The sequence below is a fragment of the Aureimonas sp. AU20 genome, assembly GCF_001442755.1.
GTDB lineage: Bacteria > Pseudomonadota > Alphaproteobacteria > Rhizobiales > Rhizobiaceae > Aureimonas.
On sequence record NZ_CP006367.1, the window covers coordinates 3,615,170 to 3,639,644 of the forward strand.

Sequence of the window (24,475 nt, forward strand, 5' to 3'; positions counted from 1 at the left end):
CTTACGCCCTATCGACGCGGGCGGCGAACTGGTAGCCGCCATTGCGCACCGTCTTGAACAGGCGGAACACGCCATTGTCGCCGATCTTCTTGCGCAGCCGGCTCATGGTGACGTCGATCGTCCGGTCGAACGGATCGGTCGTGGTGCGCCCGTGCAGAAGCTCCAGCAGCATGTCGCGCGACAGCACGCGGCCGGGCCGCTCCACGAAGATGAGAAGCAGGTCGAACTCGGCGCCCGTCAGCTCGATGTCCTGCCCGCTCGCCTCGTCGCTCAGGCGGCGCGAGGACGGGTCGAGGCGGAAGCTCTCGAACCGGTAGCTCGGCGGCTCGGGCTCCGGGATCGCCTGCGCGGGCGCCACCCCGCCTCGGCGCAGGACGGCGCGAATGCGGGCCACCAGTTCGCGCGGGTTGAAGGGCTTCACGAGATAGTCGTCGGCGCCCAGTTCCAGGCCGATGATGCGGTCCACATCCTCCTTCAGGGCGGTGAGAAGGATGATGGCGAGTTCGGGCGTCCGGTCCTTCACCTCGCGGCAGATGTCGAGACCCGAGCCGTCCGGCAGCATGACGTCGAGCACCATCAGGTCGAAGGTCTCGGCGGCAAGCTGCGCCTCGCAGTCCCGCCGATCGGCCGCGAGGCGGACGTCGAAACCCTGTTCCTCCAGATAGCGGCCGAGCAGGCGCCGGATCTCGGCGTCGTCGTCCACCACCAGAATCCTGATCCCCAAGCTCATCGGCTCTTGCCTCGCGTCCGGCCCGCCCTGTCGCGGAAAACTTCGTCCTCGGAGCCTGTCTGGAAACTCGACCGCCCGGTCCGACCATGTGGTTTTCGCCGGCTGCCGGGCCAAGATGTGCCGCGGGAGCATATCGAGACCTGCAAAGGCGCCGCAGCTGTCTCGCTCGCTCTTCGCCGACGAATTCCAAAAACAGGCGTTCGCCCGTCGATAGCGCGGATCGCGCGGGGCGGAAGCCGTCTTTTTGTTGCGAAACTTTGCGGCGCCTTCGCCAAGATTCGCAACGCTTCGAAACCGCGCCGCCACGTTTCGTTCCGATCCGGGCGTTAGATCAGGCGCATCGACACTGAAGGAGGCCAGACGATGCGACGCCGAATCGCCGCGCTCACCATGGGATCGCTCATGTCCCTCGCGCTTCTCCCCGCAGCGCACGCTCAGGAGCCGAGCCCGCCCCCACCGCCCAACCCCATGGCCGAAGCGGCCCCCGCGCCGGTCGAACGGCTCCCCCCTCCGCCCCGTGCCGGCGGCGGCGCACTTTGGTTCGTGGCCGAAAAACTGGCAGCCGCCGAGATCGCGCTCGGCATCACGCCGGAACAGCAGGCGCCCTGGCGCGGCTTCGCGCAGGCCGCGATCGCGCTGGCCGAGGCAGGCGGACCCGGCCCGCGCGCCGGAGACGAGACGGGCGGTGTGGAGCGGTTCAAGCACATGCTGGAGGCGCAGACCCGGCGCGGCGAAGCGGCGGCCGAGTTGTCGCGCGCGCTGGACACGCTCGGCGCCGCGCTGACGCCGGCCCAGCGGGCAACGGCCGATCGCCTGCTCGCCGACCTGCCGCCTCCCTTCGCCGACCCCGGCGGCCCGCGCGGGGCCGGGGCGCCTCCCCCGCCGCCGCCCATGGGCCCGCCGGGAGACCGGGACGCCGCGTCCGCGCCGCGCTTCGACAAGCCCTCGCTGTTCACCCGCTGAGCGCCGGGAGCGGGCCCTCCCCGGCGCGGCCCGCTCCCTTCCGCCGCGACGATTGCGCGCGGCGGATCGTTTCCCCGCCACGTTTCCTCGGACTCGCCATTTCGTCGGGCGGGCCGATATGCGGACTCCCTTGCAGCTTTCCCCGCTGTTTCCTGGAGCCCGGCGCCTCTTGAAGAAACCCATCTCCTTCTTCGTCCACCATCAGGGGCGCGGCCATGCCAACCGCACCATGGCGCTCGCCTCGGAATTCTCCAAGGACCGCCCCGTTTCGGTGCTGACGGCGGGGCCGCATCTCTTCGACGGTTTCTCGCGCGACATCGAAATCGTGACCCTGCCCAACATGATCGGCGCGGGCGTCCCGACGCCGCGCCTCTTCGCCGAGCCGACGCCCAGCGTCATGCATTGCGTGCCGCTCGGCGTTTCCGAGATGCGGCGCACCATGCGCACGATCCTCGACCATCTCGACGATCGCGGCACCGGCCTTTTCGTGGTGGACGTCTCCTCCGAGATCGGTCTCCTGTCGCGCGTCGCCAGCATTCCCTCGATCCAGATCCGCATGCATGGCGACCGGTCCGATATCGGCCATATCGGCGCCTACGAGGCGGCGGTCGGCATGCTCGCCCCCTTTGACGAGCGCATGGAGCAGGACGACTATCCCGCCGCGCTGCGCGCCAAGACCTTCTATTCCGGCGGCCTCTGCACCACCGAGGACGACGTGCCGGACAAGGCCGAGGCCCGCGCCCGCCTGGGGCTCGACCCGGCCCGCGAGATCATCGTGGTTCTGACCGGCGGCGGGGGCAGCGGCACGCCCTATGCGCCGCTCACGGTGGCCGCGCGCGCCGCGCCGGACGCGCTCTGGCTTGTGCTCGGCCCCACGCACCGCGAAGGGCACGAGACCGATTTCAGCAACCTGCGCGAGCTCGGCTGGGTCCGAGGCGTGACCGACTATCTCGCCGCCGCCGACATCGTCATCGCCTCGGCCGGCGACAACACGGTGCACGAGATCGCCCGCGTCGGGCGCCCCTTGGTGGTCATGCCGGAATGGCGCTATTTCGGCGAGCAGGCCCGCAAGAGCGAGGCCCTGGTGCGGCTCGGCGCGGCGGTGAGCGAGCCCGTCTGGCCGGGCGACCTCGCCGGCTGGCGCGCCCTCCTCGACCGCGCCCGCGCCTTAGACCCGCACGCCATCCGCACCCTCTACGACCCCGACGCCGCCCAAAAGGCCGCCGGCTGGCTGGAAGGGCTCTGTGACGAGTTGTGGAACGGCGCGGCGGAGGGGGAGGACAAGGACGAGAACGGCCCGGCGCTGAGCGTGGTCGCTTAAGAAGCGTTTCAAACGAAAAGGGCGCCTCGCGGGCGCCCTTTTCGGTTAGCTGAACAGGCGCTCGCCGGGCTGCAGGGCCCGCTTGATCTCGTCCGGGTCCGGCCGGCGGCGGAGTTCGATGCGCTCTTCGCGCTCGTTCCAGCCGATCAGGCCCTGGTCGCGGAACTGGCCGAGCCAGTAGTCCATGCACCAGCGGCCGTGCTTCTCGTGGAAGCGCTGGGCGTTGCGCAGGATGTGGTCGAACTGGTGGAGCGGCGGGACGTGGACGGGGTGGTGCTGGTGATAGGCTCGTGCGCCGGCCGTCCAGTAGAAGCGGAGGCCGGACGCGCCGGCCCGGGCGGCGAAGTCGGTTTCCTCGCCGCCATAGCCGTGGAAGCTTTCGTCCATGCCGCCGAGCGCGAGATAGCGCTCGCGCGCGAGGGCGAAGGAGAGACCCCAAAGCTCGCCGGAATTGGGCTCCTCGCGCACGCCTTCCGGGGGCATCTCGGGTTTGGACGGGTGCGGCTGGCCGATCCGGTCGAGCGCGGCATAGTCGATCCGCTCGCCCACCGCGCCTTCCGGCAGGTAGAGCACCTCGCCCAGGAACAGCCCGTCGCGTTTCGCCGCCGCCTTGCCGTAGGCTCCGACGAGATCGGGTCCGGCGATGCAGTCGACATCGAGAAAGACCAGCGTCTCGCCGTGTGCGGCCTCGGCCGCCCGGTTGCGCGCGCCTGCAAGCGGCATCGGGTCGCCCGGCACGAGAACATGGCGCACGGGGATGCCGATCTCCGGCAGGCCCGTGTGCGGTGCGTCCTGCATCCAGGCGATCACCAGCTCGTCCGGCCGGGTGGTCTGCAGCGCGAGGCTCTTCATCAGATTGCAAAGATGAGCCTCGCGCCCGCGAACGAGCGTCAGCGCGCTGATTGCCATGCCAGCCGTGCCTTGCTGCGGAAGTGGAGGACGCCCTCGATGACGCCGCGCGCATGGGTCGCCTGCGCGACATAGGAATGCGAGAGCGCCGGCAGGCTGGCGAGATCGTCGGAGAAGTTGGCGACGATGATGGCCTGGGGAATGGTGCGCAGCATCTCGATGTCGTTGCCGCTGTCGCCGGCCACGAAAACCGCGTTTTCCGGCAGGCCATAGCGCTGGCGCACGAACTCCACCGCCGTGCCCTTGGAGGCGCGAACGGGGAGGATATCGAGATAGCGCCCATGGCTGTGGATCACCGAGCAGCGCAGGCCCGCCGCCTCCAACCGCGCGCGCACGCGGGTCGTGACTTCGCGGTCGCCGTCGCTGAAATAGGAGAGCTTGAAGGCGCGCTGCTCCAGCGCCGCCTGCGGCACCAGGCCGGGCAGGCCCTTCAGCGCGCGCAGCACGGCCCCACGGTTCCAACCGCGCTGGACGATGGCGCGCCAGTCGGGGTCGGCGGTATAGGTCGTGCCGTTGGCGTCGAGGTGATAGACCTCAGAGCCGACCGAGGTGATCATGACCTGCGGGCGCGGCGCGTCGCGCTGCTCCAGGATCGACATGGCGCTGTGGAAGGAGCGGCCCGTGGCCACGCCGAACACCATGCCCTCCTGCTCGCTGCGCCATTCCGTGAACCGACGCACGCCGACATCGCAGCCGACCAGCGTGTTGTCGATGTCGCAGATCAGGATCTGGTCGACCGGCGGCGGTGTCGCCTGCTCCCGGCGGGCGAGAAGCGAGGCCAGAAGCTCGTGATAGCGCGCCGCGTGACGGCACCAGTCATAGGAAGCAACGGCCTTGGCGCCGGCAGCGGAATAGCGATCCCACAGGGCGGTGTCGCGCAGGATACGCAGCGCCGCGTCCGCGATGGCCAGGGTGGAATTGGGGTCCACCAACTCGCCATTGCCGCACATTTCGATAATGTCGTTGGGGCCGCCGCTGTCGGTCGCGACCAGCGGCAGGCCGACGGCCGAAGCCTCCAGAAGCGTCAGGCCGAAAGGCTCGTTCAGCGCCGGGTTGACGAAGATTCCGCGCCGGTCCCGCGCATAGGCGTAGATAGCGGCGACGTCGTCCGGCCGATGCGTCTTGGGATAGGCGACGTGGCCGTAGAGATCGTAACGGTCGATCAGGCAGAGAATGTCGCGGATTTCCCCGGCCATCTCGGCATCCAGCGCCGCGAGATCCTGCCGGTTGCCGGCCATGATGACGAGATTGGCGCGCTCGCGCAGCTCGGGGCTTTCGCCATAGGCCCGCACTAGGGCGCAGAGGTTCTTCTTGGCGACGGGGCGGGCGAGCGCCAAGAGCACCGGCTTGCCGGGATCGGCGAGGAAGCGGCCGATCGAGGCCTCGACCTCGGGGCAGGCCCGCGCCGCGCCGAAGCGGCTGAGATCGCTGCCGGGCGGCAGGATGCGGATGCGGCCGGGATCGTAGGCCTCGTAGCCGGCATATTGCACTTCGGCCTCGTCGCGCGAGGAGGCGATCACCAGCGAGGCGCGGGCGATGGCCGCTTCCTCGATCGCGATGCGCCGACCAAGATGCGGAACCTTCGCGGCCTTCTCGCCCATGACATCGGCCTTCACGCGGCCGAGCGAATGAGCGGTGAAGACGAAAGGAATGCCGAGGCGATCCTCCACGATAGCGGCGACGCTGGCGGCGTCGGCGTAGTGGGCGTGGAGCAGGTCGGGGCGCTCATCCTGCGCCTCGATCCAGGCGACGAGCCGGTCGGCGAAGGACTCCACCTCGCGCCAGAGCTCCTCCTTGGCAAGGTAACCGGGCGTCGCCGTTCCGATCCGCAATATCTCGAACCCGGCCTCGACGCGAAGCGGGGCCGGCGCGTATTCGGCACCCAGCTCGCTTTCGAAACCGCGCGTCGCGATCACCGAGCGCCGCACCGGACCGTCCGCCGTCGAAGCCTTCACCAGATCCAGGAGATAGCGAATGTGCCCTCCCGTGTCGGCGGTGAGGCCGTATGCGACATTGTCGGCGCGCAGGCAGCCCTGCAGGGCGACATGAAGCAAGAACATGGCCGTCTCCCTTTCCAACCCCTCAATCCGCCCATAATGAGCGAGGAAGAGTTTTGTTCAGGTCCCCAAATGCTTCGCATCGCCCAAGTCGCACCTAACATTTTCCCCGTGCCGCCCGTAAATCACGGCGGTACGGAAAGAATCGTCCAAGAATTGAGCGCAGCACTGCGAAGACTTGGACATGAAGTAACGCTGTTCGCGCCGACCGACAGTGCGACGAATGGGCCGATCGTCGGCTCGCTGCCCAGTCTCCATGCGCTGGAGACTCAATATGGCAAGGTTCCGCCTTCCATTCCGGCGGTGCTGGAAGCCGTGCAGATGGAGCATCTGCGCAGGCGGCTGGGGGATTTCGACATCGTCCATTGCCATGGCGAGTTCTTCCACGCCGCACTCCTGGGCGAGCGGCGACGCCACAGCCTGACGACGATCCACTGGCGGGTGGACGAGCTCGACCGGCAGCTCTTCTTCGCCGCTTTTCCCGACCTTCCCGTCGCCGCCATCTCGGCCGCGCAGGAAAGCGGCATCCCGGAGGCCAACCGCGCCGGCATCGTGCACCACGGCATCGATGCCGAGCGCTACCAGCTGGAGACGGCCCCGGGCGCCTATCTCGCCTTTATCGGCCGCATGACCGACCAGAAGCGGCCCGACGCGGCGATCCGCGTCGCCAAGGCGGCCGGGCGCTCCATCCGTCTCGCCGGCACGGTGGATGTCGGCAACCCCACCTATTTCGAACGCGAGGTGCGCCCGTTCCTGTCGGACGGGGCGGAGTATGTCGGGCCGGTGGACGACACGCAGAAGAACGCGCTCCTGCGCGGCGCCGAGGCGCTGCTCTTTCCGATCGACTGGCCCGAGCCCTTCGGCCTCGTCATGATCGAGGCCATGGCCTGCGGCACACCGGTGATCGCCTGGCGGCGCGGCAGCGTGCCGGAGATCGTGGAGGACGGCGTCACCGGCTTCGTGGTGGAAAGCGAGGCCGAGGCGGTGGACGCGCTATCGCGGATCGGCACAATCGATCGGGCCGGCGTGCGTCGGCGCTTCGAGGAACGCTTCACCAGCCGGCACATGGCCGAGCGCTATGTCCAACTCTACGAGAGGCTTCTGGGCTGACGATGCGCACCGCCCTGATCGCCTGGGACTACCCGCCCTCCCCCAGCGGCCTTTCCACCGCCGCGCGCGAGATCGCCGAGAGCCTGGTTCTCGCCGGCTGCGAGGTCACCGTCTTCACGCTCGACCGCGAGGGGCGCGAGTCGGCTGGCGGCGTCACGATCGTCGGCTGCCCGCTGGCGAAGGCGAGTGCGCTCGGCCGCCTGCGCCTTTACGGCGGCGCGGGGCATCTCGCCGCCCCGCTCGCCTTTCGCCGCGCGGTCCTGGCCGAGCACGCCCGCCGGCCCTTCCAGATCGTGGAAGCCACCAACTGGTACGCGCCCGCCGCGCTGCTCACTGGCCGGCACGGCTTCCGGCTGGTGACCCGCAACTCCACGCCCGCCGCCTTCTCGCGCGACCCCGCCGAGACCGCGCGAGACAGGCTGGACGGCTGGGCGGCGGACCGGCTGGAGCGGCGGCAGGCGCGGGGCAGCGCCGCGCTGATCTCCAACACCGGTGACCACGCTAGGCGCATCACGGCCGAATACGGCCTGAGCGGCCGGCAGCCCCATGCCGTGGTCGGCCTCAGCCTGCCACCCGCGACGATCGCGCGCGGGCAGGCCGCGACCTATCCCGAAGCCGGCGAAACCCAAGGGCTGCGACTTCTCTTCGTCGGCCGCGCGGAGCATCGCAAGGGCTTCGACATGATCGTGGAGGCCGCTGCCATTCTGGGCACGGAAGCGGACCAAGGCCGCGTTCCGCCCTTCGAGATTCGCCTCGTCGGCGTGCCGGAGAGCGACCTGCCGGGCGATCTGCCCGCCCCGGCCCGCGCCCGTATCCGCGCGCTCGGCCGGATGCGGGAGGAGGCGCTGGCGGTGGAATACGAAGGCGCGCACGCCGTTCTCGCCCCCTCGCGCTACGAGAGCTTCGGCCTCGTCTATCAGGAGGGCATCGCCTATGGCCGGCCCATGGTGGCGAACGCGCTGGACGCCAGCGGGCGCGAATTCGTGGGTGACACCGGCGCCGGGCGCATGGCGTCGCGCGACACAGGCGCGGCGCTCGCAGACGCCATCCGTCCAATCCTGACGGACGCGGCCGTGCGCGAGGACCTGCGCGCCCATGCTCTGAAAGCCGCCGGTCGCTTCAACCGCGACACGCTGGGTCGGGAAACGAAAGCGCTCTACGAACGGGCGCTCCAGGCGCCTGCCTGACGGCTGGCTCGGGAGGGCGGCGCTTGTCCGCCGTCTCCCGAGCTGCGCGAGCAAGACAGAGCCTCGCCCGTCAAGCGAAGAACAGGTCGAGCGTTCGATAGGCGGAAAAGGCCTCGCCCTTACGCCTGATAAGGGCGCAAGAGGTCGACCTCCTCGAACAAGCGGCCGCCGCCCGGCGCCATGCTTTCGTAGCGCTGCGAGCGCGCCTCGACATGGGCGCGGGCGAGGTGGTGCAGGAGGCCGCCGCCTAGGAACAGAAGGCTGCGTTGCCAAGGCCGCACGGGCCGCTCGTGAACGCGGCCCTCGAAACGCAGCGAACGGCGGTTCAGCCGATACTGCGTGTCGGGGAAGAGATCGGCCCGAACCCCGTCCACGAGATTGATGCGGCGAAGACCGATCGACACCGTTTCCTCCCCAAGCCGGGCAAGAAGGCCCGGCAGGGCCGCGATCGCCGCCTCGTCCAGCGTCTCGTCGAGATCGAGTTGCAGCACCCATTCGTGGCGCGCCAGAGCCTGCGCCGCATTTCGCTGGGCGCTGAAATCGCCAGCGAGCGGCCGGCGATGGAGCCGAGGGCCCGGCCGCGCCTCCCCCGGCCCGTCGCCATCGATCAGGATCACGCAGTCGTCGCACCAGACGCGGATGGTCCCGGCCAGCGCCAGGGCCTCATCCAATTCCCGCTCCCGGCAGAGGATCGCGACGCTCATCGGCTCTGTCGGTCCGCCGGTGAAAGGCTGGAGCGTGGCGCGCCCGGCAAGCGGCGAATGGGGCTCTCGCAGCGCATCGGCCTGCGCCGCGCCCAGGGGTTCGGCCCAGAGCCCATGAAGCGTCGCGGCGGAGCGCAGCGTATAGGCGTCGAAGCCGTAAGGATCGTCCGGCGACGGCTCGGCCCGGCCGCCGCGCGCCCGCTCCGTCCAATGGCGCTCGGCCGCTTCGCCATTCCCGCCGTCCCACAGCGCGCCGCAGGAGCCGCAGGCGAAAGCGAAGGCGCGCTCCAGGGCTGGGCCGTAGCGAAGGCGCCGCTCCGTCCCGTCCAGCATGCGCGCGCCGCAGAGAAAGCATCGCGGCCGCAAGGTCTGATCGTCCAACATTATTTCGATGGTCACCCACGCCGGCCCTGTCCTCGGCGGGCGCGGCTTCTAGCTGCGATGTAGAGCCCGCGCCCGCTCGCGGCAGGTCTTGCGGTCGCTTTGCCGCTGCTTCGCCGCACCTCAGCGCGGTTGCCCTCGTTTTTCAGGAAAAGAGATTCCGTTTTGAGAGATTGCGCGCACGGTTCGGAGCTGGTGTGGACCGGAGCGATCGAAGAAGTCGCGCGCCTCGCCGAGGCGCGGGAGGATGGGCCGGACGCCAACGCCGACGCCGAACTCGACGTGCTGCGCCGTCTCGGCCTTCTCGCCGCGCCCATCGCGCCGGAAGGGCGGGGCTATCGCTACACCTTCCCGGCCGAGCGCGCCCTGCCTGCGCTGGCGGGTCTGGGCGGCGCCGATCTCAGCGTCGGCCGCCTGTTCGAGGGCCATATCAACGTGCTCCAGCTCGTCGCCCTGTTCGGCACTGAGGCGCAGCAGGCGCGGGTGCGTGGTGCCGTGGAGGGTGGCGCGTTGCTCGGCGTCTGGGGCGCGGACGGTTCCCCGCCCTTCACGGTGGAAAACGTAGGCGACGATCGCCTGCGGCTCGGCGGCGCCAAGCGCTTCGCCTCCGGCCTCGGCGCCGTGTCGTTGGCGCTCGTGCCCTATTCCGACGCGGAAAACCGCCTCTGCCTCCTGCTTCTGGGCGTCGACGACATCGCCCGGATGGAGCCGGAAAGCTGGCGGATGCGCGGCATGCGCGCCTCGCGCTCGGGCACGTTCCGCTTCGAGGGCATCGAGATTTCAACTGACTGCGTCGTCGGCCAGCCCAACGACTATCGCCGCGAGCCCTTCTTCATGGGCGGCATCTGGCGCTGCGCCGCCGTGCAGCTCGGCGCGATCGAGCGGCTCGTCTCCGGCTTCGTGAAGGAGCTGCACGCCTTGAACCGGCTCGATCACCCACTGCAGAGTGCCCGCGTCGGCGAGGCGATCCTGGCCGCGCGCGACGCGCGGCTGCAGGTGGAGGCTGCCGTTCAGGCCGTGGAAGGCGGCGCGGATGCCGATCTCGCCGCCTCGCTCGCTGTCTTCTCGCGCCTGCGGGTGGAATCGGCCGGGCTCGTGGTGATCCAACTGGTGGAGCGGGGCCTGGGTCTTGCCGCCTTCGCCGAGGCGCATCCCTTGGCGCGCCCGATCCGCGACCTATCAACCTATCTGCGGCAGGCCAACCCGGACGCCGTGCTTCTCGAACACGCGCGCCGGCTCGCCGCGCGTCTGCCGGAGATTTTTCGATGAGCCGCTATGGCGACTGGTGCGCACGCCACGACGCGGCGCCGGTGGTAGACCCGCTGCTTCTGACCGGCCCGGGCGGGCTGGTGGTGCTCGCCCCGCATCCCGACGACGAGGCGCTTGGCACCTCCGGCCTGCTCGTCGCCATGGCCCATGCCGGCCGCCCGGTCGGCCTCGTCGCGCTGACCGATGGCGAGGGCTCGCATCGCCAGTCCGCCGAGTGGCCGGCCGAGCGCCTCGCCGCGCGACGGCGCGAGGAACAGGCCATGGCCATGGCGGAACTGGGCTGCGAGGACGCGTCGATCCTGCATCTTTCCCTGCCGGACGGCGCCTCGCGCTGGCACGACGATTTCGCCGGGGCGGCCGAGCGCGTGGCCGCCTTCTGCGACGAGATCGGCGCCACGGCGCTGGCCTCCACTGTCCCCTTCGACCCGCATCCCGACCACGAGGCGGCGGCGATCCTGGCCGAAAACGTGCAGCGCCTTCGCCCGCACCTGCGACGACTGTCCTATCCCGTCTGGTCGATGCGCCACCCCGCCGAGTTGGAAGTGGACGTGGACGGCCTGACCCCGTTCCGGGTGGAAACGCCGATCGTGGAAAAGGCCCGCGCCATCGCGCGCCACGAAACGCAGATGGGCAGCGTGGTGGGCGACGACCCTTCCGGCTTCGCCCTGCCGGACTGGTTCCTGCGCCACCACCAGGGCCCGTTCGAATGCGTGTTCTGGCACAGGATGCCGGGCTCGCCGCCCGGCCCCGAGCACTTCGCCGCCCTTTACGACGGGGACCGCGACCCGTGGGGCGCGCGCGACTCCGCCTACGAGGTGGAGAAGCGCGAGGCGCTCCTGCGCTTCCTCGGGGAGGAAGGCGGCGACAGCGCCATCGAGTTCGGCTGCGGTGAAGGCCATGTGGCGGGTGCGCTCGCCAGCCGGTTCCAAACCGTCGCGGGCTTCGACCTCGACCCCGGCATCGTCGCGCGGGCGACAGCGCATCACGGCGCGCCGGGCCGGGTGACGTTCCAAGTCGGGCGAATGCCAGAGGCGTTTCCCGATCTGCGCTTCGATCTTCTGGTTCTCTCGGAGATGCTCTATTTTTTGACAGAAGCCGAGATCGAGGCGTTGATGGCCCGGGCCTGCCACCATGCCCGGCCGGGGGCGCGGCTGGTGCTGGTCAACTATCTCGGCCCCACCGACACGCCGCTTTCGGGCGACGACGCAGCCGACTTCCTCCTGATGATCGCCTCGGAAAAGCTCACGCTGGAGCGTGCGGAGCGGACCGAGCGCTATCGGATGGATCTCCTGCGCTTTCGCGCACCCGATTCAGAAGCCTGAGAAGAGCGGGCAGTTCGGCGGCGAGTTGCGAGCGCCTGAGGCGCGTGCGCGACAATTCCGGGCTCTGTGCTTCCACCAGCAGCCAGGCCTCGCCGGGCGAACCCGCCTGGAAGGCCGCCTCCACCGCATCGGGCTCGACGCCGAGCCCGGCCACCACGAGAGCGCGTGCGCCGACATCGCCTGACGTGAGATAGGCGAGGCGCGCGCGGATGCGGCGCTCCAGAGCGGGTGCCGGCTCCAGCGCCTCGTCCACCAGCGGGTCGCTCTCGCTGCGCGAGCGCTTCAACTCGTCCGACAAGCCGCCCCGCGCCCGCCCGTCGAGTCGGCAGGAGGTCCAGACGACAGGCCCTTCGCTGAACCGCACCGGCAGCCCCAGCGCGCGGGCGCGGCGCAGGAGCGCGCGGTCCTCGCCGAAGGGCGTCACCGGCAGGCCGCCGAGCGCGGCATAGACACCGGCGCGCAGGCCGAAATTCGCCCCGCCGATATTGCCGTGATGCGGCCAGGGATTGATCGGATCGGGGTCGAGCCGGGCGTCGATCTCGCGCGCGGCGGCGCGATATTCGCGCAGCACCGTCTCGGCCGCTTCGTCGGTCGGCGGCAGCAGCGCGGCCTCGGCCGGGTCGAAGCCGATCGCGCCGCAGACGAGGGCCGCGCCGCGCGCGAATTCCGCCTCGTAGGCCGCGCGCCAGCCGGGGCGGGTCTCGGTGTCAGCATCAAGGGAGAAGAGATGCGCGCCGGGCGCAAGCTGATCGGCGCAGTCGAGCGCGAGGCGCCGGGCGAGCGGCGCCGAGCCGTGGCCCGCGCGCCAGTCGATATCGAGAAGCAGAAAGGGCGCGGCGCCGGCCTGCAGCACTTGGAGCGCCCGCGCTGCCGTGTCGTCGGCCGAGCCGTTGACCACCAGCACCACGCCCTCGCCGATCCCAAGCTCGGCCAGAAGCGCGCGCAGCGTCGCCTCGATGCGCTCCGCCTCGTCGCGCGCGGGCAGGCAGGCGACGGCGCCAGCCATGGAAAACGCGCCGCCCCGGTGAAGGGCGACGCGGGAGATCGTCTCGTGATCTTCGAGCACGTCCAGCCGGAAGGGCTCCACCCGCTGGATCTCGTGCATCGCGATCAGGCGTCCGGGGCGACCAGCTTGCCGTCGCGGCGGCGCCAGAGCTTCAGCGGGTTGGCGTCCTTCAGCGCGTCCGGCAGGAGCGCGTCCGGCAGGTCCTGATAGCTGACCGGGCGCAGGAAGCGCTCGATCGCCTTGGAGCCGACCGAGGTGGAGCGCCCGTCCGAGGTGGAGGGGTACGGGCCGCCATGCACCATGGCATGGCCGACCTCGACGCCCGTGCCGAAGCCGTTGACCAGGATGCGCCCGGCCCGCTTCTCCAAGAGCGGCAGGAGCCGGCGGGCGGCCTCGTGGTCGCTTTCGGTGATGTGGATCGCGGCTGTGAGCTGGCCTTCGAGCTTACGCACGACCTCGGTCAGCTCGGCCTCGTCGCGGCAGCGCACAACCAGCGAGGAGGCGCCGAACACCTCTTCCTGGAGATGCGGATCGGACAGGAACTCGGAGGCCGACACGGCGAAGAGCGCGGACTGGCCGCGCAGCGCGCCGCCTTCCTGGCCGCGGGCCAGCGTCTCGACGCGGGCATGGCCGGCGAGCTTCGACACGCCGGAGGCATAGGCCTCATGGATGCCCGGCGTCAGCATGACGGAGGCGGCGGTGCCGGCCAGCGCTTCGGCGGCAGCGGCGGCGAATGCGTCCAGCCCTTCGCCCTCGACCGCCAGCACGAGGCCGGGATTGGTGCAGAACTGGCCGGCGCCGAGCGTCAGCGAGCCGACGAAGCCCTTGGCGATGGCCTCCGCACGCTCCTTGAGCGCGCCGGGGAAGAGGATCACCGGGTTGATCGAGCTCATCTCGGCATAGACCGGGATCGGCTCGGGCCGCGAGGCTGCGATCTTCATCAGCGCCGTGCCGCCGCCGCGCGAGCCGGTGAAGCCGACGGCCTTGATGCGCCGGTCGGCGACCAGGCCCTGGCCGATCTCGCGGCCGGAATCGAACAGAAGCGAGAACACGCCCTCGGGCATGCCGCAGCGCTTGGCCGCCGCCAGAACGGCGCGGCCGATCAGCTCCGACGTGCCGGGATGGGCCGAGTGCGCCTTGGCCACGACCGGGCAGCCGGCGGCCAGCGCCGAGGCCGTGTCGCCGCCGGCGACGGAGAAGGCGAGCGGGAAGTTGGAGGCGCCGAACACCGCAACCGGGCCGAGCGCGACGTTGCGCAGCCGAAGGTCCGGGCGCGGCAGGGGCTGGCGGTCGGGCATGGCGGGATCGACCCGCGCGTCGAGGAAGCCGCCGTCGCGCAACACGCCGGCGAACATGCGAAGCTGGCCCATGGTGCGGCCGCGCTCGCCTTCGATGCGGCCGCGCGGCAGGCCGCTTTCCTGGCAGCAGCGCTCGATCAGGGCGTCGCCGAGATTTTGGATCTCCTCGGCGATCGCCTCCAGAAAGCGCGCGCGCTCTTCCAGCCCGGTTTCGCGATAGGTGTCGAAGGCTTCGTCGGCCAGGCGGCAGGCCGTTTCGAGGTCGTCCTTCGTGGCGCCCCCGAAGGCCGGATCGAGGCGCTGGCCGGTGGCCGCTTCGATCCCGAAAATCTCACCCTTCGCGCCCTTGGCCAGCGTGTGGCCGACGATCATCTCGCCCTGAATGGTCATGGGGGGTTCCTCTTCGCTATGACGGGAAGCGAAAGCTTCCGGAAGACTGGCGCTTTCCTACAGAGCTTCCATGTCGGTTGGAACCGTCCTTTTCGCCAGTGCGGGCAAAATGTCTGAGAAATTAACACCTCCCCTTTCCCCGCCTCGCCTCGCCGGCCTCCTGTGCCCGGCGGCGCGCTTCGTGGGGGCCTTCGCGCCTGGCGAAAGGACCGTTGCGTGAAACGGATTTCCCGACTCACCACCGGCGCCGTCGCCGCCGGGTTCGCGCTTCTGGTGGTCGCCGGCGGCACGACGGCCTGGCTCGTCTCGCGCGTGGCCGACAACACGGCGCGCGTCACCCACTCCATGGAGGTGGAGCTGGCGCTCGCCAATTTCCGCGCGCTGTCGGAACAGTCCGAAACGGCGCGGCGCGGCTTCCTGCTCGATCCCGACCCGCGCTTCGCCAAGTCCGTGGAAGACAGTGCGCGCGACGCCGGCCCGCAGCTGGCGCGGCTGGGCGCCCTGGTCAACGACAACCCGCAGCAGAAGGACATCGTGAGCCGGCTGGCGAGGGCCAGCCACGATCACATGACTCTGATCCGCCAGTCCATGGCGCTGCGACGGCGGGCGGCACCCGGCACCGATGTCCCCTTCAGCTGGGACCGCTCGACCCAGCTCATCCAAGTGGTGCGCGAACTGGCGAGCGAACTCTCCCGCAACGAGCGCGCTCTGATGCATGTCAGGCTGGAGCGCCAGGAAGCCAGCCAGCGCGTCGCCTCCGGCCTCATCGCTCTGGCCGCCGTGCTTCTGGCGCTGGTGGCCGCCGGCACCATCTGGGTCACGCGCCGCACGCTTCTGGCGCTGCATGCGGCCAGCGGGCAGCTGGCCCGGCTGAACGACGACCTGGAAGGCGCGGTGACGGAGCGCACCGTCGACCTGCAGCGCGCCAACGACGAGATCCAGCGCTTCGCTTATATCGTTAGCCACGACCTACGCTCGCCGCTGGTCAACGTCATGGGTTTTACCAGCGAGATGGAGGCCGCGATCCGGCCGCTGGACGAGCTGGTAACCCAGGCCGAGGCGGCGGGCACCTTCCCCGTTTCGGAGGAGGCGCGGCTCGCCGTGCGCGAGGACCTGCCCGAGGCGGTCGGCTTCATTCGCGCCTCCACGCAGAAGATGGACCGGCTCATCAACGCCATCCTGCGCCTGTCGCGCGAGGGGCGGCGCGTCCTCTCGCCCGAGCCGATCGACATGAACGCCTTGATCTCCGGCATCGAGGGAAGCCTGCAACACAAGCTTCAGGAGGTCGGAGGCGAGGTTCGCGTCTCCTCCCTGCCCTCGCTGGTCAGCGACCGCGTGGGTCTGGAGCAGATCTTTTCCAACCTGATCGAGAACGCCGTGAAGTACCGCTCGCCCCACCGCCCGCCGGTGATCGAGGTGACGGGCCGGCGCGAAGGCGAGCGGGCCGTGTTCGAGATCACCGACAACGGGCGCGGCATCGACCCGAAGGACCACGACCGGGTGTTCGACCTGTTCCGGCGCTCCGGGACGCAGAACGAGCCGGGCGAAGGCATTGGCCTCGCTCATGTTCGAGCCATGGTCTATCGTCTTGGCGGCGTCATATCCTGCCGGTCGGCCCTTGACGCGGGTGCGACATTTAGCCTTTCCATGCGGGCCGATCTTTCGGACGAAGGAGCCAGAGCGCTTTGAACGCACCTCGTAATGTGACGATCGTGATGATCGAGGACGACGAGGGCCATGCGCGCCTCATCGAGAAGAACATCCGCCGCGCGGGCGTCAACAATCCGATCCGGCATTTCACCGACGGAACCTCGGCTCTGCGCTTTCTGATCGAGGACGAGGACGGGCCGGGACACGGCATGCCCTCGCTCGTGCTGCTCGACCTCAACCTGCCCGACATGAGCGGCACCGACATCCTGATGCGGATGAAGGAGGAGGGCTCGGGGCCGCTTCGCCGCACGCCCGTCGTGGTGCTGACCACCACCGACGACAAGGTCGAGATCCAGCGCTGCTACGACCTCGGCGCCAATGTCTACATCACCAAGCCGGTGAACTACGAAAGCTTCGCCCAGGCCATTCGCCAGCTCGGCCTGTTCCTGTCCGTGATCCAGATCCCGGAAGCACCGAGCGAAGGCGCCTGAGGCCGTGGCGAGAGTGCTGTATATCGACGACGACGAAGGCTTGTGCCGGCTGATCAGCCGCGCCATGGCGCGGCGCGGCCACGCGGTGGAAACCGCATCGGGCGGCGCGGAAGGCGTCGCGCGCCTGCGGGCCGAGAGTTTCGAACTGGTCGCCGTCGATCATTACATGCCGGGCATGGACGGGCTGGAAACGCTGGCGGCCATCGCCGCCCTGCCCGACCCGCCGCCGGTCGTCTATGTCACCGGCTCGGAGGAAGGGCGCGTCGCCGTCGCCGCGCTCAAGGCGGGCGCTGCCGACTATGTCGTGAAGAGCGTCGGCGAGGAGTTCTTCGACCTTCTCCAGTCCACCTTCCGGCAGGTGCTGGACCGCAGGCGTCTGCTCGCCGAAAAGGCCGAGGCCGAGGCCAAGCTGCGCATCTCCTACGAGCGACTCGAGGCGCTTCTGAAGGAAGCCAATCACCGCGTCGCCAATTCGCTGCAGATCGTCTCGGCCTTCGTGAGGCTCCAGGCCTCGGCCGCCACCAGCGACGAGGCGCGCTCAGCGCTGCGCGACACGCAGCAGCGCATTACCGCGATCGCGCAGGTGCATCGGCGCCTCTACAATTCCGACGATCTCGACCTCGTAGAAATGTCGGACTATCTCGCAACGCTCCTATCCGAGGTCGAGGCGACCTGGTCGACGCCGCTCGCGCCCCACCGCCTGCATCTGTCGGCCGAGCCGATTCGGCTGGAAACCGACAGCGCCGTTTCCATGGGCGTGCTCGTTGCCGAGCTTGTGAGCAACGGCTTCAAATACGCCTATCCGCCAGGCGTGGTGGGCGAGATCCGCGTGGAGCTCCGCGCCGAAGGCTCCGGCTTCGTGCTTCGCGTGGAGGACGACGGGCAAGGCTTCGACCCGGCGGCGGCGCCCAAGGGCACAGGCACCGGCTCCAAGCTGGTCAAGGCGATGGCGTCGAGTCTCGGCGCCGAGATCACGCAGGAAAACACGCCCCGGGGCTTTCGCGTCGTGGTTCGCGCGACGCGGGGCCTCGGCCGTGCCGCGCGCGCTCCTGCCACCGCCGAGCCCTCGCCCGGCCCGCTGGAGATCGCGGCGCAACGCGGCCCGGCACCGCTTGCGCCGGCCTGAAAAGGTATATCGCGAGAAATGTTTGATTGTTATAATGGCATCGTGCGATAGATCGCGCAGGTTCAATTTAGAGTCATAATGCTGGCCAGCGACAAGTCGGCCGACCGGCCATGACGGGAGCGGCCCCTTGATGACCGACAAGCACCTTCAACTCGACGAACAGCTCTGCTTCGCCGTGTATTCGACGGCGCATGCCTTCAACCGCCTCTACAAGCCCCGCCTCGACGCGCTGGGCATAACCTATCCCCAATATCTCGTGATGATGGTGCTCTGGCAGGACGAGCCGCAGACCGTGGGCAGCCTGGGCGAGCGGCTTCTGCTCGACTCCTCGACCCTCACCCCGCTCCTCAAGCGGCTGGAAGCCAGCGGCTTCGTGACGCGCACCCGCTCGACCCGCGACGAGCGCGTGGTGGACATCGCGCTGACCGAGAAGGGCCGCACCATGGCCGAGGAAGCGCGCTCCGTGCCGGCCGAAATCCGCGAGGCGACCGGCGAGACCGATGGCGAGCTGGAGCGCCTGCGCCGCTCCATCCTGCGCGTGCGCGACGCGCTTCAGGCCTCCAACGTCGCTTAAACCAAAGGCGCCGACCGCCGGCCAGCCGGCGGCAGCCCTGCATGCGACATTCCTTCCCCTCCCCTTTGGCCTCCCCCGCCTGCGCGCCAGGGCGGGTGCATGGCGGCCAGAGATGCGCTAGAGCCTTTTGAGTGACGGAGGACGGCGCCCGGCGCGGCGGCTCGTCCAGGGGAGGAGGCCCAGCATGACTCGCATTTCCAACAACACCCTGCCTGAGCTCGGCGAGCGCATCGCCGTTCCCGCCTACGACCGGGCGGGTCTCAAGCCCGGCATCGCGCATTTCGGCGTCGGCAATTTTCACCGGGCGCATCAGTGCGTCTATCTCGACGATCTCTTCGCCACCGGGCGGGACCACGACTGGGCCGTGGTCGGCCTCAGCGTGCGCGTCGAGGACAAGGCCGCCTTCGCCGACATGGCGGCGCAGGACGGCCTCTTCACCGTGACCGAGGTGGACGAGGGCGTGTTCCGCCCCCGCGCCGTCGGCTCCATCACCAAGCTGGTCGAGCCGGGGGATCGCGACGCCATTCTCGCCACGCTGAATGCGCCCGAGATCCGCATCGTGACGCTCACGGTCACCGAGGGCGGCTACTACATCGCCGGCGACAAGCCGGACCTCAACCATCCCGATCTCGTCGCCGACACGGACGATCTGGAGTCCGCCCGCAGCGTCTTCGGACTGATTCTCTCGGCCATCCGCTCGCGCCGGGCGGCGGGCGCTCCCGCCTTCACCGTCCTCTCCTGCGACAACCTCCCCCACAATGGTGATCTGACGCGCGGCATCGTCACGGGCCTCGCAGCGCGCGTGGACCCCGAGCTCGCCAATTTCGTCTCGACCGAGATCGCCTTCCCCAACTCCATGGTGGACCGCATCACCCCGGCCACCAATCAGACGCAGATCGACACGCTGGCGCGGGAGAAAGGCGTCGAGGACAAGCGGCCGGTCTTCTGCGAGCCTTTCATCCAATGGGTGATCGAGGACCGCTTCTCGGCCGGGCGGCCGCATCTGGAGGATGTCGGCGTCACCTTCGTGGAGGACGTCACCGCCTACGAGCTGATGAAGCTGCGCATTCTCAATGCCGGCCACGCGACCATCGCCTATCCCGCCGCGCTGCTCGGCCTCACCTATGCCCATGACGCGATGCGCGACGATCTCGTCTCGCGCTTCTTCGACGACGTGGAGCGCAACTATCTCCTGCCCGCCTCGCCGGAGATCGAGGGCGTCAGCCGCGAGAGCTATCTGGCGACGGTGACGGGGCGCTTCGCCAACCCGGCCATCGCCGACACGATCCGCCGCCTCTGCCTCGACGGCTCGAACCGCCAGCCGAAATTCGTCATTCCGGCGCTGCGCGAGTTCCTGGCCGCCGGCCGCGACGTGTCGGGCCTCGCCATGGTCCAGGCGCTCTGGTGCCGCTACTGCTACGGCGAACTGGAGGACGGGACGGTGGTGGAGCCGAACGATCCGAACTGGGCCTCGCTTGTGGAGGCCGCGCGCGCAGCCAAGACCGAGCCGCGCCGATTCCTGGAGCAGCGCGGCATTTTCGGCGACGTCGCCGACAACGCCGCCTATGCCGACATCTTCTCCCGCCACCTCTCGGCCATTTGGGAAAAGGGCACGCGGCAGGCGATCGAGGACTATCTGTCCGGCGCCCGTCGCTGACCGCTCGCGGCGCGGGCGGAGCCTCCTGCCCCGCGCCGCGCAAATTCCGGCGCGGCACATTTCCTTCGGGTCTGGTCGCCGCGCCTTGCCCCTCCATCTACGCTGGTCTGACAAGGCCTGCGGGCTTGGAAGAGGCGAGGCTCTCTCTTCGGGACTGAGATGCAATGAGGGGGCAAGGCTTCGGCCCTTCCTCTCGCCGCACCCCAAGGAGAGGCCAGGCGCCCCGTTCCGATCCCGGCCGGTCTTGGCTGATGTCTGCGGCGCCTAAGGCGCCGATCGGCTTCGCTTCAGCGATGAAGCGGGCGGATTTTCCGCAGGCATGTCGAGCAATCGCCCCGCATCCCGGGGCTTCGGTCGGAACGCTGACACCCCACGATGGCCCTTCTGCATCTCAGCTATGTCAGCACGCTTGCCGAAGGCCAATCGCTGGGCGAACTCGTGCGCGATCTCGAATCGTTTCGGGACCGCAACCTGTCGCTCGGCATCACCGGCTGCATCGCCTTCGAGGGACGGCGCATCATGCAGGTGCTGGAAGGCCCGTTCGAGAGCGTCGAAACCCTGTTCGAGACGATCGCGCGCGATCCGCGCCATTGCGACGTGATCCAGATCGAGCGCAAGACGATCGACCGCGTCAGCTTCGGCCATTGGGGCATGGTCCGCCGGCCGATCGCCGACGTGCTCTTCCTCAGCCAACTCTCCTGACGCCAGCCGCTGCCGAACAGCTTCGCCGCCCGCTCTCTCTGGCCAGCGCGGCACGAAGGCTCTAGAGCCTTTGGCACATCAGCTCTGGGGCCGCCTGGCATGTCCGATCCGCTTCTTCCGCTTCACGCCCTCGCCGGCAACAGGCGCGCCCGGGTCCTGGCGGCCGATATCGGCGGCAGCTTCATCAAGCTCGCGGGTGCGGGCGAGGATGCCATGCCCCTGGCGCGCGCCTCGCTGCCCAACCCTGCCCAGTTCTGGCCCGACTTCGTGGAAACTCTGCGCAGCCTTGCCGACGCGGCCGACCCGGCGCGGCGGCTGACGCTGGCGCTGTCTGTCGCCGGCACGATCGACCCCGACACGGGCGCCTCGCTGGCGGCCAACATTTCCTGCATCACCGGGCGCTCGCTGAAGGGCGAGCTGACCTCGGCGCTCGGGCGCCGGGTGGAAGCGGCCAACGACGCCGACTGCTTCGCCCTGGCCGAGGCGCTGCGCGGCGCTGGGCGTGGCCATCGCACCGTGTTCGGCGTGATTCTCGGCACCGGCGTCGGCGGCGGCCTGATCTGGAACGGGCATATCCTCGAAGGCGCGGGCGGCGTTTCGGGTGAATGGGGCCATGGGCCAGTGCTCAAGGACCGGATCGTCGCCGGCCGCATCGTGCCGGCCTTCGCCTGCGGCTGTGGCCAGGTCGGCTGCGTCGATGCCAGCGGCAGCGCGCGCGGCATGGAACGCATCGACGCCGCGCTCCACCCCGCCGGCCCGGTGCGCGACAGCCGCGCCATCGTGGACGCCTGGCGCGCCGGCGAGACGGAGGCGGCCCTCACCATCGACACGTGGCTCGACACGCTGGCCGGCCCGCTCTCCCTGGTGCTCAACGCCACAGGCGCGAGCGTCGTGCCGGTCGGCGGCGGCCTGTCCAACGCGCCGGACCTTCTCGCCGCGCTGGACGCAAGGCTGCGCGCCGGCATCCTGCGGCGCACCGAGGCCCCGGTCATCAAGCCGGCGGAGCTCGGCCCGGAAGCGGGCCTCGTCGGCGCCGCCCTTCTCGGCCTCGGGGTCGGCAAGGACTAAGAGCACCAAAGGCAAATTTCGTGGGGTCCGCTGGCCGGCTCGCCCGCGCCTCATGGCGCGCGGTCCGTTCTGCAAAGGGCAGGTGCCGCGCTCTTCCGCCGCATCTCCCCGGCAGGGTAAGCCGGTGAAACCGAGCCGCACGGGGAGAACCGATGCGGGCCTTCCGCGTTGCCTTCCAGACACAAGAAGGACGACGCGTCATGAGCCGCATTCCCACGGACCGCTACGACAACCAGCAGGATCAGGCCGACAATCAGGATCGCGACGCCGATCAGGCCTCGCAGCAGTCGCAACAGGACGAACTGAACGAGGCGCTGGCCAAGATCCCGCCGCAGGACACGCCCGAGCCGCGCTGAGCGCAGCGGCCTTTCCGACTTCCTGCCTTCGCGGCGGTGCACGGCGCACCGCCGCCCTCCCCTGCCGATGGGTTGCCCCCCTTGCCTCTCCCCGCTTCCTTTCCGACCGGCCCTCAGCCGCCGTCGGCCTTTCCCTTGGCGCTGGAAGCCTTGGGGCCAAGGCCCCTCGTCGTCTGCCACAACGACGCCGACGGTCTCAGCGCCGGGGCGATCCTTCTCCACGCGCTGCGCCGAACGGGGCGGGAGCCGGGAGTGCGCATCGTCGGCAAGGCCGAGAACGCCTATTCCGATGCATTCCGCCGCGAGATGGCGGACAGTGCGGCGACGGGTCTCGTTATCACCGATCTCGGCGTCGCGCCTCATGTGCCGCGCCCCGATCTACCGACCGTGCTGATCGACCATCACGTGCCGAGCGGCCTGCCGGAGGGGGTCGCCATCATCACCGGCGTTCACGACACGCCGATCCCCACCTCCTCGCTTCTGGCCTATCGCTGCGCCGATGCGCTTGGTGCCGCCGACGGGCTGCTTTGGCTGGCGGCTATCGGCCTGATCGGCGACATGGCGGACGGCGACGGCTTTCCCGAGATGGAGGCCGCCCGCGCGCTCGGCATCACGGCGCTGCGCAAGGCCGTCTCGCTCGTCAACGCGCCGCGCCGCACGGCTTCGGGCGATGCTTCGGCGGCGCTCGCCCTGCTTCTGAAATCGGACGGGCCGAAGGCAGTGCTGTCGGGCGAACATGCCGAGACGGAAGCCTTGCTGGAGGCCAAGGCGGAGGTGAAGCGCGAGCTCGACGCCGCGCGCAAGATCGGGCCGAAGGTCGCCGGTGAGGTCGCCCTCGTTCTCTTCTCCTCGCCCACGCAGATCCATCCACTGGTGGCCCAGGCTTGGCGTGGGCGGATCAAGGACCGGATCGTGATCGCGGCCAATCGCGGCTACCGCGAAGGCTATGTCCATTTCGCCGCTCGCACGGCGGAGAACCGCGATCTCCTCGCCTTTCTCGCCGAGCACCGGCCGCCCGGCGCCGACGAGCAATATGGCAACGGCCACCGCGCCGCGTCGGGCGGCGCCCTGCGGTTCGCGGACTGGAACCTTTTCACCCGCTCCCTCGGCTTCGGGCCGGAGACGGAAATCCATCAGGAACAGGCCGCATGACCCAGCAACGCGTTTCCCGCCTCGGCTTCCCCGTCAAGGTCATGGCGCGGGACGACCTGAAGAGCAACGACGCACGCCGGGCCGCCAGCGACCCGCATCTCAAGGTCTCGCTCACCTATATCGACGCCATTCTCGACCATTTGGACAAGCACGACATCCGCATGTACCGCATGTCGTCGGATCTGGCGCCCTACGCCACGCATCCCGACATGCCGCAGTTCCACTCCATGGTGGCCGAGAGCCGGCCGGAACTGGAGGCGATCGGCCGCAAGGCCATGGATCTCGGCATCCGCCTGTCCTTCCACCCCTCGCAGTTCATCGTCCTGAACAGCCCGGACCCGGCGCTCGTGAAGAAGAGCGTCGCCGATCTCGTCTCTCAGGCCGAGATGCTGGACCTCATGGGCCTGCCGCCGGAGGCCGTGCTGGTGATCCATGTCGGCGGGACCTATGGCGACATTCCCGCCGCGCGCCAGCGCTGGGTCGACACCTGGGCTACGCTGCCCGAGCCGGTGCAGCGCCGCCTCGTGCTGGAGCATGACGACCTGCGCTTTTCCGCCGCCGACGTGCTCTGGATTCACGAGCGCACCGGCGTTCGGCTGATCTTCGACTACCAGCATTTCTGGTGCCTCAACCCGGAGCGCGCCGACCTGCGCGACACGGTGGAGCGCATCCTCGCGTCATGGCCGGCAGGGCAGCAGCCCAAGATGCACTTTTCCTCGCCGCGCACCGAGCTGCGCGAGCAGGTGCGCGTCGACAAGAAGACGAAGAAGAAGACCGTGGTCCACGTCGCGCCGGTCTTCACGGGCCATGCCGATTTCGTCAATCCGTTCGAATTCGCCACCCTCATGCGCGTGCTCGACGGTCTCGACTTCGACGTGATGCTGGAGGCCAAGGCCAAGGACCTCGCCCTCCTGCGTCTTCGCCCCGATCTCCTGCGCTATGCGCCGGACGTCGCCGCGCGCTTCGGCCTGGAACCCTCCGAAGCCCCCGCCCTGGAGGCGGAGGAGGACGAGGTCTTGGAAGAGGAAGAGGTCGCGGGCGGCGCCTGAGGG

22 protein-coding genes are annotated in these 24,475 nt (G+C 69.5%); 16 read left to right on the forward strand and 6 right to left on the reverse strand.

From position 1 onward, the window contains the following. Window position 1: 1 nt before the first annotated feature. Window positions 2-730 (reverse strand): response regulator, encoded by a 729-nt coding sequence (locus M673_RS16530; protein ID WP_061977285.1) that lies wholly within the window; start codon window positions 728-730, stop codon window positions 2-4. 363 nt (window positions 731-1,093) lie between these two features. Between M673_RS16530 and M673_RS16535 the strand changes: the two genes are divergently transcribed. Together M673_RS16535 and M673_RS16540 are read left to right on the forward strand one after the other, a co-directional pair. After that, window positions 1,094-1,693, forward strand: a complete 600-nt coding sequence (locus M673_RS16535) for a Spy/CpxP family protein refolding chaperone (RefSeq protein ID WP_082639559.1) — start codon at window positions 1,094-1,096, stop codon at window positions 1,691-1,693. A 169-nt stretch (window positions 1,694-1,862) separates the two neighbouring features. Beyond that, a complete protein-coding gene (locus M673_RS16540; RefSeq protein WP_061977289.1) occupies window positions 1,863-3,014 on the forward strand; it encodes a glycosyltransferase in 1,152 nt (383 codons plus the stop codon). A 45-nt stretch (window positions 3,015-3,059) separates the two neighbouring features. Here M673_RS16540 and M673_RS16545 read toward each other — a convergent pair whose 3' ends face one another. Next, window positions 3,060-3,923, reverse strand: a complete 864-nt coding sequence (locus tag M673_RS16545) for a glycosyltransferase family 2 protein (protein ID WP_061977291.1) — start codon at window positions 3,921-3,923, stop codon at window positions 3,060-3,062. Further along, the gene (locus tag M673_RS16550; RefSeq protein WP_061977293.1) at window positions 3,905-5,983 is read right to left on the reverse strand and encodes an HAD-IIB family hydrolase; all 2,079 of its coding nucleotides are present in this window, start codon (window positions 5,981-5,983) and stop codon (window positions 3,905-3,907) included. The genes M673_RS16545 and M673_RS16550 overlap by 19 nt, the downstream gene beginning before the upstream one ends. A gap of 69 nt (window positions 5,984-6,052) precedes the next feature. Between M673_RS16550 and M673_RS16555 the strand changes: the two genes are divergently transcribed. Further along, window positions 6,053-7,090 (forward strand): glycosyltransferase family 4 protein, encoded by a 1,038-nt coding sequence (locus M673_RS16555; protein WP_061977295.1) that lies wholly within the window; start codon window positions 6,053-6,055, stop codon window positions 7,088-7,090. A gap of 2 nt (window positions 7,091-7,092) precedes the next feature. Further along, window positions 7,093-8,277, forward strand: coding sequence for a glycosyltransferase family 4 protein (locus M673_RS16560; protein ID WP_061977297.1), 1,185 nt, complete (start codon window positions 7,093-7,095; stop codon window positions 8,275-8,277). A 119-nt stretch (window positions 8,278-8,396) separates the two neighbouring features. Here M673_RS16560 and M673_RS16565 read toward each other — a convergent pair whose 3' ends face one another. Further along, window positions 8,397-9,380 (reverse strand): hypothetical protein, encoded by a 984-nt coding sequence (locus M673_RS16565; RefSeq protein WP_244493208.1) that lies wholly within the window; start codon window positions 9,378-9,380, stop codon window positions 8,397-8,399. 177 nt (window positions 9,381-9,557) lie between these two features. Here M673_RS16565 and M673_RS16570 point away from each other — a divergent pair, with 177 nt between their 5' ends. Next, on the forward strand, window positions 9,558-10,631 hold the full coding sequence (locus M673_RS16570; RefSeq protein WP_187301280.1) for an acyl-CoA dehydrogenase family protein: 1,074 nt from the start codon (window positions 9,558-9,560) through the stop codon (window positions 10,629-10,631). Further along, window positions 10,628-11,953 carry a PIG-L family deacetylase gene (locus M673_RS16575; protein ID WP_061977303.1) on the forward strand — a complete coding sequence of 442 codons (1,326 nt, stop codon included), beginning with the start codon at window positions 10,628-10,630 and terminating at the stop codon, window positions 11,951-11,953. The genes M673_RS16570 and M673_RS16575 overlap by 4 nt, the downstream gene beginning before the upstream one ends. On the opposite strand, the gene M673_RS16580 is transcribed toward M673_RS16575, so the two are convergent. Both M673_RS16580 and M673_RS16585 read right to left on the reverse strand, forming a co-directional pair. Next, the gene (locus M673_RS16580) at window positions 11,874-13,058 is read right to left on the reverse strand and encodes a glycosyltransferase family A protein (RefSeq protein ID WP_061977305.1); all 1,185 of its coding nucleotides are present in this window, start codon (window positions 13,056-13,058) and stop codon (window positions 11,874-11,876) included. The genes M673_RS16575 and M673_RS16580 overlap by 80 nt on opposite strands. 5 nt (window positions 13,059-13,063) lie before the next feature. Next, window positions 13,064-14,647 carry an aldehyde dehydrogenase (NADP(+)) gene (locus M673_RS16585; protein ID WP_061977307.1) on the reverse strand — a complete coding sequence of 528 codons (1,584 nt, stop codon included), beginning with the start codon at window positions 14,645-14,647 and terminating at the stop codon, window positions 13,064-13,066. A gap of 216 nt (window positions 14,648-14,863) precedes the next feature. Here M673_RS16585 and M673_RS16590 point away from each other — a divergent pair, with 216 nt between their 5' ends. From M673_RS16590 to uvsE, 10 genes are all read left to right on the forward strand, one after another. Further along, window positions 14,864-16,336 carry a sensor histidine kinase gene (locus M673_RS16590; protein ID WP_202814323.1) on the forward strand — a complete coding sequence of 491 codons (1,473 nt, stop codon included), beginning with the start codon at window positions 14,864-14,866 and terminating at the stop codon, window positions 16,334-16,336. A 26-nt stretch (window positions 16,337-16,362) separates the two neighbouring features. Next, the gene (locus M673_RS16595) at window positions 16,363-16,788 is read left to right on the forward strand and encodes a response regulator (protein WP_061977908.1); all 426 of its coding nucleotides are present in this window, start codon (window positions 16,363-16,365) and stop codon (window positions 16,786-16,788) included. A 4-nt stretch (window positions 16,789-16,792) separates the two neighbouring features. Further along, window positions 16,793-17,914: a sensor histidine kinase gene (locus tag M673_RS16600; protein ID WP_061977309.1), complete on the forward strand. Its 1,122-nt coding sequence runs from the start codon at window positions 16,793-16,795 to the stop codon at window positions 17,912-17,914. A 130-nt stretch (window positions 17,915-18,044) separates the two neighbouring features. Further along, on the forward strand, window positions 18,045-18,488 hold the full coding sequence (locus tag M673_RS16605; RefSeq protein WP_061977311.1) for a MarR family winged helix-turn-helix transcriptional regulator: 444 nt from the start codon (window positions 18,045-18,047) through the stop codon (window positions 18,486-18,488). 184 nt (window positions 18,489-18,672) lie between these two features. Next, the gene (locus tag M673_RS16610) at window positions 18,673-20,145 is read left to right on the forward strand and encodes a mannitol dehydrogenase family protein (RefSeq protein ID WP_061977313.1); all 1,473 of its coding nucleotides are present in this window, start codon (window positions 18,673-18,675) and stop codon (window positions 20,143-20,145) included. A 375-nt stretch (window positions 20,146-20,520) separates the two neighbouring features. Then, window positions 20,521-20,847: a BLUF domain-containing protein gene (locus M673_RS16615; protein ID WP_061977315.1), complete on the forward strand. Its 327-nt coding sequence runs from the start codon at window positions 20,521-20,523 to the stop codon at window positions 20,845-20,847. 99 nt (window positions 20,848-20,946) lie between these two features. Continuing rightward, entirely contained in the window at window positions 20,947-21,915 is a 969-nt protein-coding gene (locus tag M673_RS16620) for an ROK family protein (protein ID WP_061977317.1), read from the forward strand. Between the two features lie 200 nt (window positions 21,916-22,115). Beyond that, window positions 22,116-22,271: a hypothetical protein gene (locus M673_RS24680; protein ID WP_156421126.1), complete on the forward strand. Its 156-nt coding sequence runs from the start codon at window positions 22,116-22,118 to the stop codon at window positions 22,269-22,271. Window positions 22,272-22,352: 81 nt separating this feature from the next. Next, complete coding sequence (locus M673_RS16630; protein ID WP_061977321.1) at window positions 22,353-23,423, forward strand: DHH family phosphoesterase; 1,071 nt, start codon at window positions 22,353-22,355, stop codon at window positions 23,421-23,423. Continuing rightward, window positions 23,420-24,472 (forward strand): UV DNA damage repair endonuclease UvsE, encoded by a 1,053-nt coding sequence (uvsE, locus tag M673_RS16635; RefSeq protein ID WP_061977323.1) that lies wholly within the window; start codon window positions 23,420-23,422, stop codon window positions 24,470-24,472. Before M673_RS16630 ends, uvsE begins: the two co-directional genes overlap by 4 nt. The last annotated feature ends 3 nt before the right edge of the window (window positions 24,473-24,475 follow it).